The sequence below is a fragment of the Nostoc sp. TCL26-01 genome (assembly GCF_013393945.1).
In the GTDB taxonomy this organism is placed as follows: Bacteria; Cyanobacteriota; Cyanobacteriia; order Cyanobacteriales; family Nostocaceae; genus Trichormus.
Genome location: NZ_CP040297.1, coordinates 1,740,840 through 1,753,546, shown reverse-complemented (window position 1 = coordinate 1,753,546; position 12,707 = coordinate 1,740,840). Strand labels below are relative to the sequence as shown.

General features: G+C 39.8%; 10 protein-coding genes and 1 pseudogene. 5 read left to right on the top strand and 6 right to left on the bottom strand.

Annotated features, from left to right (window positions below):
* Nucleotides 1-42: 42 nt before the first annotated feature.
* Nucleotides 43-825, bottom strand: coding sequence for an ABC transporter ATP-binding protein (locus tag FD725_RS07485; RefSeq protein WP_179047537.1), 783 nt, complete (start codon nucleotides 823-825; stop codon nucleotides 43-45).
* 55 nt (nucleotides 826-880) lie between these two features.
* Between FD725_RS07485 and FD725_RS07480 the strand changes: the two genes are divergently transcribed.
* A complete protein-coding gene (locus FD725_RS07480; RefSeq protein ID WP_179047536.1) occupies nucleotides 881-2,449 on the top strand; it encodes an NAD(P)/FAD-dependent oxidoreductase in 1,569 nt (522 codons plus the stop codon).
* A gap of 4 nt (nucleotides 2,450-2,453) precedes the next feature.
* Here FD725_RS07480 and FD725_RS07475 read toward each other — a convergent pair whose 3' ends face one another.
* Nucleotides 2,454-3,089 carry a restriction endonuclease subunit R gene (locus FD725_RS07475; protein ID WP_179047535.1) on the bottom strand — a complete coding sequence of 212 codons (636 nt, stop codon included), beginning with the start codon at nucleotides 3,087-3,089 and terminating at the stop codon, nucleotides 2,454-2,456.
* 367 nt (nucleotides 3,090-3,456) lie between these two features.
* Here FD725_RS07475 and FD725_RS07470 point away from each other — a divergent pair, with 367 nt between their 5' ends.
* Entirely contained in the window at nucleotides 3,457-3,729 is a 273-nt protein-coding gene (locus FD725_RS07470; protein ID WP_179047534.1) for a GlsB/YeaQ/YmgE family stress response membrane protein, read from the top strand.
* 119 nt (nucleotides 3,730-3,848) lie between these two features.
* On the opposite strand, the gene FD725_RS07465 is transcribed toward FD725_RS07470, so the two are convergent.
* A complete protein-coding gene (locus FD725_RS07465; RefSeq protein ID WP_179047533.1) occupies nucleotides 3,849-4,346 on the bottom strand; it encodes a gluconokinase in 498 nt (165 codons plus the stop codon).
* A gap of 115 nt (nucleotides 4,347-4,461) precedes the next feature.
* On the bottom strand, nucleotides 4,462-5,187 hold the full coding sequence (sfsA, locus tag FD725_RS07460; protein ID WP_179047532.1) for a DNA/RNA nuclease SfsA: 726 nt from the start codon (nucleotides 5,185-5,187) through the stop codon (nucleotides 4,462-4,464).
* Nucleotides 5,188-5,363: 176 nt separating this feature from the next.
* Here sfsA and FD725_RS07455 point away from each other — a divergent pair, with 176 nt between their 5' ends.
* The 3 genes from FD725_RS07455 to FD725_RS07445 all read left to right on the top strand — a co-directional run bounded on the left by FD725_RS07455 (nucleotide 5,364) and on the right by FD725_RS07445 (nucleotide 10,835).
* Nucleotides 5,364-6,032, top strand: a complete 669-nt coding sequence (locus FD725_RS07455; protein ID WP_179047531.1) for a 2OG-Fe dioxygenase family protein — start codon at nucleotides 5,364-5,366, stop codon at nucleotides 6,030-6,032.
* A 245-nt stretch (nucleotides 6,033-6,277) separates the two neighbouring features.
* The gene (locus tag FD725_RS07450; RefSeq protein WP_179047530.1) at nucleotides 6,278-7,543 is read left to right on the top strand and encodes a tetratricopeptide repeat protein; all 1,266 of its coding nucleotides are present in this window, start codon (nucleotides 6,278-6,280) and stop codon (nucleotides 7,541-7,543) included.
* A gap of 556 nt (nucleotides 7,544-8,099) precedes the next feature.
* Nucleotides 8,100-10,835, top strand: a complete 2,736-nt coding sequence (locus FD725_RS07445) for an amino acid adenylation domain-containing protein (protein ID WP_179047529.1) — start codon at nucleotides 8,100-8,102, stop codon at nucleotides 10,833-10,835.
* A 203-nt stretch (nucleotides 10,836-11,038) separates the two neighbouring features.
* Here FD725_RS07445 and FD725_RS07440 read toward each other — a convergent pair whose 3' ends face one another.
* Together FD725_RS07440 and FD725_RS32940 are read right to left on the bottom strand one after the other, a co-directional pair.
* Nucleotides 11,039-11,470: a hypothetical protein gene (locus FD725_RS07440; protein WP_179051466.1), complete on the bottom strand. Its 432-nt coding sequence runs from the start codon at nucleotides 11,468-11,470 to the stop codon at nucleotides 11,039-11,041.
* A 151-nt stretch (nucleotides 11,471-11,621) separates the two neighbouring features.
* A pseudogene (locus FD725_RS32940) lies at nucleotides 11,622-12,622 on the bottom strand (ABC transporter transmembrane domain-containing protein).
* Between the last annotated feature and the right edge of the window lie 85 nt (nucleotides 12,623-12,707).

The window sequence follows — 12,707 nt, the reverse complement described above, 5'->3', positions numbered from 1 at the left end:
CCTCACTCCCTCACTCCCTCACTCCCTCACTCAGCACTCCTCTTAACCAACTACCTGAATAGGCCCTTGCACACTCCCACTCATAAATTGATTGATTAATGGATGGTCGGTGCTGTCTACGTCGCTAACTGTCCCTTGCCACTGCACTTTACCGTGATAAAGAAACACTAGTCTATCAGCTGTTCGGCGAATTGTGCTGTCTTGGTGGGTAACAATGGCATAGGTACTACAAACGCCTTGTGTGCATTGCAAGCCACGGATTAAATCTTCTATGACTGTAGAGGCGATAGGATCAAGTCCAGCTGTGGGTTCATCGTAAAGTAAAACTTCTGGCCCATCTGCGGGATTATCCGGGTTAGACATAATTGCCCGGGCAAAACTTACCCGTTTCCGCATCCCACCAGAAAGTTCCGATGGATAGAGATGACCGGTTCCTGGTAAACCCACCATTTCTAATTTTTCCTTGACTAATTCTTGAATCCGCGATCGCTCTAACTGGGAATTTTGATAAAGTAAAAACCCAACATTCTCTTCTACAGTCAAAGAATCAAACAAGGCGGCTTGCTGAAACACCATACCAATACCTACCGGATCATGTCCATCCTCAATTAACCCCTCTCGTTTGACACCTTGCACATAAACTTCCCCAGCATCAGGCGTAATTAAACCAGCAATTACTCGTAAAATTGTCGATTTACCAGTGCCGGAAGGGCCGATAATTCCTACAGCCTCTCCTCGATAAATCGTCAAATCTACATTGTCTAAAACCTGATTGCTACCAAAGGACTTAGAAACACCTTTGAGTTCAATTAATGGTTCTGTCATTTGTCAATAGTCAATAGTCAATAGTCAATAGTCAATAGTCAATAGTCAAAAAAACATGAACTTCTCACTCAGTGCACCCTTCGGGAACGCCAAGGGCGAACAGCATTCTTCACTCAGCACTCCTCACTCCCCACTTGATACCATTGTTATCGGTAGCGGTATCGGTGGATTATGTGCTGCGGGGTTGCTAGCACGTTATGGCAAGCGGGTAATGGTGTGTGAAAGTCATACAATTCCTGGTGGTGCAGCCCATAGCTTTAGACGGCGAGGATTTGAATTTGATTCTGGCCCCTCCTTTTATTGTGGTCTGACAGATGCACAGAGCTTGAATCCTGTCAAGCAGATTCTCGATGCTTTAGGTGAATCTTTACAAGTTATACCTTATGATCCTCTAGGAAAATACCATTTTCCTGAAGGAACTGTTGCAGTTTATAGCAACATGGAAAAATACCTCCAGGAAATTGAGAAAATTTTGCCTCAAGGTGCAAAAGAACTCCGGCAATTTACACAACGCTTGCTAGGTCTTTATGAGGCGATGAAAGGCATTCCCACTCTAGCACTGAGGGCAGACTGGCAAGTAATTTTAGTTTTATGGCAACGTTACTTACCCTCTTTGGGGAAAATGTTACCTTATTTGCCTTTGGTGCAGTCTTCTGTGGGTGATGTCATGGATACTATAGTTCAAGACTCTTGGGTACGACGACTAATTGATTTAGAATGCTTCTTACTCTCCGGCTTAAAAGCACATGGCACAATTACCCCAGAGATGGCTTTCATGTTGGGTGAACGTTCCCGCGTGGGGGTGGAGTATCCTGTGGGAGGTAGTGCAGCTATTGTTAAGGCTTTAGTGCGGGGGTTAGAACGCTGGGGTGGTGAGTTACGCTTGGGATGTCATGTCGAGCAAATCTTGGTGGAATCTGGTAAGGCTGTGGGTGTGAGGTTAAAAAGTGGGGAAGTTCTCCATGCACCTATAGTCATTTCTAACGCGACAATTTGGGATACTTATAATTACTTATTACGTCCTGAAGATTTGCCTGCTAGTTATCGTCGTGATGCTTTAGCAACACCAGATGTAGACAGTTTCATGCACTTACATTTAGGTATTAAAGCAGATGGGTTAGAAAATTTGACGGGACATCATGTGGTAGTGCATGACTCCCAGCAAGATATCACGACACCAGGTAATACTTGCATGATCTCAATTCCCAGTGTGTGGGATCAAAGTCTTGCCCTAGAGGGACATCATGTGGTTCATGCTTATACTTTGGAAGCTTACGCTGGCTGGGAACGGAATGATGGGTATGAAGTGAAGAAAAAAGCGCAAGCAGAATCTTTATATCAAGCTTTAGCGAAAGTCATCCCTGATGTCAGAGAACGTGTAGTGTTGGAACTCATTGGTACACCGTTGACGCACGCTCATTATCTGAGAAGATATCAAGGAACCTATGGCCCAGCAATTGCTGCTGGTAAGGGTTTGTTTCCTAGTACACATACGCCTATCCAGGGTTTGTATCGTGTCGGTGATAGCACTATGCCGGGAATTGGTGTGCCGGCTGTGGCTGCTTCTGGTATTTTATGTGCGAATAGTTTAGTGGAGCGATCGCAAACAGCAAAATTATTATGATTTGTTACATCTGACAAATTGCTTTTAAAACTTGTAGCAACTCAACTGCACGGGGAGGTTCCATAAAGTTTAGCAATGGCATGAGATGATAAATAGGAGAATTACCTTGTTCGATATAAACAAACTGATAACTTCTGCCATTGGTCGCTAAACCCCAAACTGACTGTTGATTATCTATACCTTTATAAGCATAAGTAAGTAATTGAGGAAATCCTGTGGATATATCAATTTGGCTATTTTTCGATTCAATTAATAATACCCAAAAATAAGCGTTAGCTATTGTATGTTTAGCTTTACTACAAGCTAAAATATCCATCCTACCTTTAATAATGACATCTTCATCTTCTACTTCAATTTCAGCTATATTTTCTTCCAAACGAATCTCAATAGGATAACGATAGAATCCCGCTAACCTAAGTAAGGGAGCAAGTACAAGAAACTTTACTTGTCCCTCAGATACTTTGCCTGTTGTCAGATAGCGTCGAAAGTCATCTCTAATTTGCAAAAGTTCGTACTGTTCAGATTCTAAAAGAGGCTCTAGAGATAATAGAGGGGAAAATGAGTCTTTGTACTGTTCCTGAAAACCAAACAACCGTTGAACTTCTTCTAAAGATAAATTACGGGCGTTGAGAATTGTCATATCGTTTATTCTTAAACAAGTCATTAGCTAAGTGTAATTATATAATTTAAATAAAAATTTAGTACATTTCTACCCCCTTCTTTTCTATTTTTAAATAAAATCTAGATATGACAATCTTATCTGTCCATCTCCTCGACTTCTCTGGTTAACGCAGCCTGACGGGCTGATAATCGAGGATTGCTATATATTAGAATTACCAAGCAATAAATTTATTAGCATCTAATTGCCAGACAATTAGGTGCTTTTTTCTCACTATCTAAATATGTCTTCTGGCTAGGAAAACTAATCCTGTTGGCAGATTAATCATGAGTATTGAGGTTGCTATTGTGTATTTGTCAATCAAAAAAGATTTACAACTTTTAAGAAAATGAACATTATTGCTTGGGTTGTTTTAGGTTTAATTGCTGGTGCGATCGCTAAAGCTATCTATCCTGGTCATCAGGGCGGTGGTATCTTGGGTACAATCATCCTGGGAATTATTGGTGCTTTCGTTGGTGGTACTTTGGGCGTGTTTTTCAGTACGGGTAAATTGGCTTTAGCTGCTCCTGCTTTGAGTATTCCAGGTATTTTCGTCGCTGTTATCGGCGCACTAGTTGCCGTCTTTCTGTGGAATTTGATCACTCGTCGCAGTACGGTATAACAAGTAAAATGCGGTTCAATTAATAATAAAAATCAGGGAATTCATTACACTATTTTTATCCCTGAATTAAATTAAAGCGATAGCGTCTGCCTAGAGTTAGGTTGGCGCTATTATTATTTTTATTCGATTTTTGCAGTTGCAAAATATGTTTTGAGAAAAGTGATAATTTGCTCTGGTGGTTGGGAAATATCGACCAAGATAGCATTATCTGGTTCTTCCAAGGTATCAAATTGACTTTTGAGAAGTTTTTCACTCATAAAGTGATTTTGGCGTTCTTGTAGGCGTTGTTGAATGAGTGTAAATGAGCCTTGGAGATAAACTAGTTTGACGTTATTGCTATCTAATAATAAGAACTGGCGATAGCTGGCTTTGAGTGCAGAACAAGCTAGAACTACGTTCTGATTTTCTTGCAACCAATTTTTGATGGCTGTGTGCAAGGTTTGCAACCAAGGTATTCTGTCTTCATCGCTGAGAGGAATACCATGTCGCATTTTTTCAATGTTTTCTGGTGAATGGAAACTGTCTGCGTCTCTAAATTCCCAGTGGAGGGAATTGGCTAGTTGTTGTCCAATGGTGGTTTTTCCAGAACCGGATACACCCATGATGAGGATAATCATTTTTTTTAACGCAGCGAAAAGTTCTGTAGGAGGGTTTCCCTCCGTAGGAAACTTTTCAAGACAGAGGTACGCGGAGGGTTTTTGAGGTTGGTGTTTTTGTTTAGATATGTCGGTATTAGATTTTGAGCTTGGCTAAACCTAAGTAACGGATGCCTTCTGGGGAAACGTCGAAACGGCAAGGTAAAACTTCTAAACCCAGGGCTATGGCTTCTCGCAGAAGTTTACCATAGATCGGATCTGTTTTATCGCCAGGGGCAAATTCTGTACAGTCACCACGATTGATAAAGTAGAGCATGACTGCACGCATTTGGGGAAGCAGTGCGGTGAGTTCTCGGAGGTGTTTTTGTCCTCTGGTTGTTTCGGTGTCGGGGAAGAGTGCTAGGGTTCCTTGACACCAAGTTGTGTTTTTCACTTCTATATATATGGGACGTTCTGTATCGGTTCCTGTGAGGAAGAAATCAACTCGACTTTTTTTATCTAGTCCGTAAACTACTTCGCTTTTGATGTGGGTGTAGTTACCCAATTGGGGAAACAGGTATTTTGCTAAGGCTAGTTTGACTATTTGATTGGGTAAGGCTGTATTTATTCCTACCCAAGTCGGCTCGTTATCATGTACCTGAATTAGTTCTAGGGTGTAGGCTAATTTGCGGTTGGGGTTGGTGCTTTGGGATAGTTGTACGGCGCTACCAATGGTGGAAACTCCTGTCATCGGCCCTGTGTTGGGACAGTGTGCTGTAACTATTTCACCTGATGTTAGTTGCACATCGGCAAAAAAGCGTTTGTAGCGTTTGAGTAAAATACCAGCGTGCAAGGTTGGGTAACGGTAGAGCCAATCAATCATACTTATACATCTGTTGTGATATTTTTCTAATTTTGAAAGGTTATCCTTGTATCACAATCTGTCAATTTTTGTAGTCAAATTAACGACAGTTTAATAAAAAGTAGCATATACTCAGTATTATAAGCCTCCCAAAGAAAAGAATCGGGAGAATTGCCATCTGCAAGGAGAGAAATCCTATGCAAAAAGTCGGGGGAATGACGGAATTAGAATATGCTTTTCTATTTACCTTAAGAAAAGTAAATTCGATTAATCCAGCAGATTTTCAGCCGTTTTTTCATGATTTACCTATTGATCCTTATATTAAAGGTAGCTATCGCTTGAGAAGACTATCTCGTTTTACAGTGACAGGGGATAAGTTAACTCAATTACCTCATGGTTATCTATTTCAAAGTAAGGATTACAACCCATTATTAGGGGATGTGAAAAGGGAGTTTGCCGAATTAGATCATGCTCTCATAGAACTTGAGAGTTTTAAACATTTAATTTTGGCATTTAGTGATTCTTGTAAATTACATCCAGAGGCAGAAATCGGAGTGCATCAAATCAGAACTATTTGTGCTGTTGATAACTTTGGTAATCCTGCACCGGAAGGTATTCATCAAGATGGTACTGATTTTATCGGTATCTACTCTGTTGCTAGAGAAAATATTCAAGGTGGGGAAACTCATTTATATACTGCTAAAAAAGAAAAGCCTGTATTTAGTAAGATTCTCTATCCGGGAGAACTGATATTAGTTAATGACCATGATTTTTTCCACTTTACTACACCGATAAAACCGCAGGTTGCAGCTCAGGGAATTAGGGATGTTTTTGTCTTGACTTCTCCTAGTTTGTTGACTGATTAGGATGATAGTTGAAAATTGTCAGGCTAAAACAGTGCAGTAAATGTATGTTGGGTGGCGCTGCGCTTAAGCAAACATGGACTCAAAAACTCAATGTAGATGTTGGTGTAGGATTTCCTGGCGTTAACCCAAACTACAATTTTTGTTGGTGAAAATCACCGCTATTTTCAGCTTGGCTGTTTCTTTGGGCGAATCAAGTGATATACCTGTAGTGATAGTTCTAATTTTCATAGTTTAAATCAAACGCTATGAATAACGATTTTTACAACCAGGGATTAGCCAAAGCCAGAGAGAAAGACTATGCTGGTGCGATCGCCCAATTCACTTATGCTATACAACAGACTCCTTACTATCCCGAAGCCTACTTACAAAGGGGGTTGGCATATTATGACTCAGGGGCAATTCTTCAGGCTGTTGCCGATTATACCGAAGTCCTTAAGCTGAACTCTGAGAGTGTGGAAGCGTACTATTGTCGCGCTTTGGCTAGGGTAGCACTAAAAAATTTACCAGGAGCATTGGAGGATATAGAACAGGCGATTCGTCGGAATATTAATTATGCACCAGCTCATAACCTACGGGGGACGGTGCGACGCAAACAAGGGTATATTCAAGATGCGATCGCTAGTTTTAAACAAGCTGCGGAATTATATTTACAGCAAAAGGATACAAATAATTGTCGTCTGTGTTTGCAGAGGATTAAACAGCTACAATCACCAGCTAAACCTGTCACTGAGTCGGTGAGTTCTCCCAGTGTACCGCTAAAATCAGTGAACGAATACTTCACCCAGTTATTAGACAAAGCCGAACAGGGAGACACCAAAGAAGCAATTGCAGATTTAAACTGGATATTACAAGCAGATCCTCAAGATGCACAAGCTTATTGCTGTCGGGGTGTGGTGCGTTGCAAAATGGGAAATTATCGAGAAGCGATCGCTGATTTTAACCAAGCGCTACAATTAAACTTTCACGATGTCGCTGTCTATCGTAACCGGGGTAAAGCACGGTCATTGTTAGGTGATTATCAAGGTGCGATCGCTGATTTTCATCAAGCTATCAAGATACAACCCGAAGATGCTTTAGTCTATATTGCCAGAGGTAACACTTATCGAGCAATGGGTAATTATCTCGGTGCAATTCAAGACTATGCCAAAGCATTACAAATTCAACCCAACAATGCTCAAGCTTACTATCATCGTGGCATTGCCTACACCTGCTTAGAAGAAATGCAGAATGCTGTGGAAGATTATCAAAAAGCTGCGAGTATTTTTTGTGAACAAGCAGACTGGGAAAATTACCAGCAAGTATTAGATAGCCTCAAGCAAATTCAATCATCTGTACCTGAATATAAAACACAAAAGTCTAATTTATTACGTCAAAAACTCCTGCGCTTAGTTGGGGGACATTGGGAAATTGCTCAACGGATGATCGAGCAGAAACAAGATTACTATCCGGGGATGTCACAAGAGTGGTATTGGCAAAAAGTGATTGATGAATTAGAAAGCGATCGTTGGTAGATAAATGTCACTATAATTACTGACGCACTTACATAAAAACGAGTCAATTGAGTGTGCAGTAAATTAATCTATCCATTTGTTGTTAAAAAAATTACAGATTTTTAGTTGTTGCTGATAAAGCATCAATAAAGATTTGATGAAAAATCATACACCTACTTGGCAATTTTTCTGAAAACGGTGTAGCATCTATCCTTGTGACAGTCAAAAGTAATGTTGCTCAGGTAAAAGCAAAATATATCTGAAGCTCAAATCTACCCGTTACATTTTCTCTAACACCAGGGTTATAGCAGTTTTTGATCAGATGAGGTACAGTCTAGGCTCTAATTTCTAGCCTCTAACCTCAAAGAAATATACCTCACCAAAGCACGAAACGCTATCAACTCTACATTGAAAAATCCAGGTAATTCCTTGCGGAAAACATCACAATTGGTATAAAGATAGTTCCAGCCGTACTCAGACAATAGAATGACTAGAACACGAAAAAGTGATGAGGTATTTACTTTTTGATGTTCTGGTAATTGAGTATTTTTAAAAACTTAGTCATTATTAATTATCCATGAGTAATCTTTCACAAATAGCTCCTAAGATGGCTTTAACACAACGATTCGTTTGTAATCGTTGGTTGAATATTCCCCAAGGCTTTACTGAATTTCCGAAGACAGAGATTCATCAATCTATTACTAGTCGATTTGAAAAAATAGTCAAGCAATATCCCCAGGCGATCGCTGTTAAAACCAACACAGAATTATTAACTTATACACAACTAAATCAAAATGCTAATCGTTTAGCAAATACCATTATTTCTCAATATGGAAATAAGCAAGTCATCGCCGTATTAATGGAAAAAGGCACAAGTTTTATTACGAGTATTTTGGGAGTATTAAAAACTGGTAAAATCCTTGTTCCCCTAGATAATTCCTTTCCATTAGAAAGAATTGCTCACATTTTAGCAGATGCCACAGTTGGTTTAATTATAACTAATAGTCAGAATTTAGCTTTAGCTGATGAATTAGTCGCTAATGAATGCCGAATATTAAATATTGACGATATTAATCAAAATATTACTACTGATAATCCCGATATTAAAATTAATCCTGATACACCAGCTTATCTAATTTACACAAGTGGTTCAACAGGCAAACCCAAAGGCGTAGTCCATAGCCATCGCCATAGTTTGCACTATTGTATGAATGATACCAATACTTTACTCATTAGCCCAGCCGACCGGGTAATTTTTCTCTACTCATGTAGTGCTTTAGGCGGAATATTATGTATTTTCTACACCCTGCTGAATGGAGCATCTCTATATTCGTTTGATGTTAAAAAAGAGGGATTAACTAACTTAGCTAATTGGTTAGTTACAGAAGAAATTACGATTTATCATTCCTTTGCTACACTGTTTCGGCATTTTGTCGATACCCTCACAGGTAAAGAGCAATTCCCCAAGATTCGGTTTGTTAAGTTGGGTGGAGAAGCTACATTACAAAGAGATGTAGATAATTATCAAAAATATTTTACTAATGATTGTATTTTGTACGCTAGTTTAGGAGCATCAGAAGTTGGAACTTTCTGTAATTTTATCATTGATCACCAGACTCAAATCACGACTAGCTCTATACCCATTGGCTACCCAGTCCCAGATATGAAAATTCTCCTCTTAAATGAAGCAGGAGAAGAAGTTGATGCTGGCGATATTGGTGAAATTGCCGTTAAAAGTAAATATTTAGCTCTTGGTTATTGGCAGAAAACAGCACAAACAAAAGCTGTATTTTTACCAGATCCTCATGGTGGGAAAGAAAGAATTTATAAGACTGGTGATTTAGGACGCTTTGAGTCTGATGGCTGTCTAATTCACATGGGGAGAAAAGATTTTCAGGTAAAAATTAGAGGTTTCCGAGTCGAAGTTGCAGAAATTGAAATGACACTTTTTAAAAGTGGTTTAGTTAAAGAAGTTGTTGTGATTGCTCGTGAGGATATCCCTAATGATCAACGTTTGGTAGCTTACGTTGTTTCGCAACAGCAACCAGCTCCCACGACTAGAGAACTACGGCATTATTTACGCCATAAATTACCTGATTACATGATTCCTAGTAGTTTTGTATTTTTGGCAAATCTACCACTAACACCTAATGGTAAAGTAGATCGTCTAGCTTTACCAGCACCTGATTTAACATACTCAGAAATAAGAGAAAATTTTATCGCTCCCCGGAATAATTTAGAGGAGCAATTAACGCAGATTTGGGAAACAGTTTTAGGTATTCAACCCATTGGTGTACAAGACAACTTTTTTGATTTGGGAGGGAATTCCCTGTTAGCGGTGCGGATATTTACAGAAATTGAGCATAAATTTTCTCAAAAACTACCTTTAGCGGCGCTATTTCCATCTGGTACAGTAGAAGCGATCGCCCATTTAATTCATCAACAAAAGTATAAATCGGAGCATTTGTGGTCATCTTTAGTAGCCATGCAACCCCAAGGTTCCAAACCACCTTTGTTTTTAATTCACTCTCTAGGTGGCGAAATTCTCTGTTACCGCCACTTAGTCAACCATCTCGGACTAGAACAACCAGTGTACGGACTTCAACCCCAAGGACTAGATGGTCAACAACCACCCTTAGTTCGCATTGAAGACATAGCAGCACACTATATCCAAGAAATCCAAACTATTCAACCCCAAGGCCCTTATTTTCTCGCAGGATATTCCTTTGGTGGCTTAGTAGCCTTCGAGATGGCGCAGCAATTGCATCGACAAGGGGAAGAATTGGGACTAGTGGCGATGTTTGACACCTGTCGTCCAGGTTATAGTCAAAGATTATCATTTTTACAGCGCATTCCCTTACATTTAGATCATTTATTCCAGCAAGGTACTAACTATATTTGGGATAAAGCTGTAGGTTTATCTCAAGTATTTAAGTACCATTTACAGCAAGGATATAAACAATATTTAAGTGCGGCTCCGCAAGTATTAAATTTTGCGGTAAATCTCCCAAAAAGTGAGAAATATTTAGATATCATTGGTGCGAATGCTCAAGCATTGAGTAAATATACTTTTCAGAAATACCAAGGTAATGTGACTCTATTTCGTACTCAAGATGAACATCGCAGTGATGCCGTGGGAGTGAAATATGATCCCCAATTTGGTTGGGGTGACATCATAACTGGTGAGCTAAATATCCAATACATCCAAGGTTCACATCTTTCTTTACTTGATGAACCCAACGTACAAATGTTGGCAAATAAATTTCAAATTTGCTTAGAAAAAGCGCAAAGAATAACTTTAGTTAAAAGCTGACAAACATCAGCAATGCTAGATTTCATTTAGAGAATGTTTGAAAAGTATGGGGCGAATATAATTCGCTACTACACAAACAAAGTCCGCCTACGCGGACTGATGAAAGCTCAAGTATTTTCAACCCATGTAGGTGGGTTTTGTCTGTATAGCTGCAACTTCTAGTCGCCAAGCTAAGTAATAAATTAGACTTTTCAAACACCCTCTTAAACCAGATTTATCTGTTCACTCATCTGCTTTGCTAGCAGTTCCAACAACTCACTTACATCCTGACCAACTTCTGCAAAACAAATCGGTGGAGTCGGTTCTGGTGCGAACTGAATTAATTTAATTTCCCCGTTACCAATAGCAATCATTAATACTTCGATTTCTGGTTGATGATGCTCAATAATTCCCACAATTTCTTGTAGCCTATTATCAACATTGCTATTTAATTGTTCTACTGCTGCTTGGGGACAATAAACAAAATGTGGTGTTGGCTGTAAATCAATGCCAATAGTCCCTTGACTATCACCATATTCTAGCCACAACCCCCAAGCCAGCGCCGCTAATTCTCGCTGATTTGCTTTGACAAATCTGTCCAATTGGCTACGCCACTTACTATCACCTGATTCTGATTGATTGGTTGAGAACATAATTAGTCAATGGTCAATGGTCAATAGTCAATGGTCAATGGTCATTAGTCATTAGTCATTGGTTATTAGTCATTAGTCATTCAACTTCCGACTTCTACTCAGCACTCAGCACGGGCTAAACGCCCCGCTACCGCTAACAGCACTCCCTCACTCCTTATCTCAACCCACTTTGTATGCGCCAGAGACTAGCATATATGCCATCTTTTTCTAACAATTCTTCGTGGGTTCCTGACTCGACTAATTGTCCGTATTCCATGACATAAATACAATCGGCATTGCGAATTGTGGAAAGACGATGAGCAATCGCAATTATTGTTCTATTTACCGTAATTCGTTCTAGCGATCGCCCAATAGCTGCTTCTGTTTCATTATCTACTGCCGAGGTCGCTTCATCTAAAATTAAAATCGGCGGATTTTTCAATACTGCGCGGGCAATGGCAATTCTTTGTCTTTGTCCTCCAGATAACTTTTGTCCTCTTTCTCCCACAATTGTTTCATAACCTTGGGGCAACTGGGTAATAAATTCCTGGGCTTCAGCAATTTTCGGCCACTGTACCATGAAACAAGAATACATCCTGACAAAATAGCTAGCCAAGCTATATTAGGAGCCAAAACAAAGAACGCACCACCAATGACTACAATAGTTGTGACCACCTGGATAATATCGTTAGCCCCCACATCCAAAAAACGCTCTAATTGGTTAACATCATCACTGAGGATAGACATTAATCCACCTGTACTACGTTCTTCAAAATAAGCTAGTTCCAACTCCTGTAGGTGTTTGTATGCGTCCAAACGTAAGTTATGCTGGATATTCTGTGCTAAGTTACGCCAGAACAACTTATAACGATACTCAAAAAATGACTCTAGTATCCAAGTGATGACTGTCAGCAGGGAAACAATTAAAAATTGCCGAAAAATATCTTTCACTCCCAACTGAGCAATGATAGAATCCTGCTGCTTAACTACGACATCTACTGCAATACCAATTAAAGCTGGTGGAGCCAAGTCAAAAATTTTATTCATAATTGAGCAACCAGTAGCCAACCACATCTGTTGACGATACTGGTGTCCATAGTCAAACAGGCGCTCTAGAGGATGAACAGAATGTCTACGCCTTTTTAATATCCCATGAGATTTAGATGCTATGCTCACAGCCGTCTAAAGTTATGTGAACCTGATATTACCACAACGAGTGGGGAGTGAGGGAGTGCTGAGTGCTGAGTAGTGAGTGAGGGAG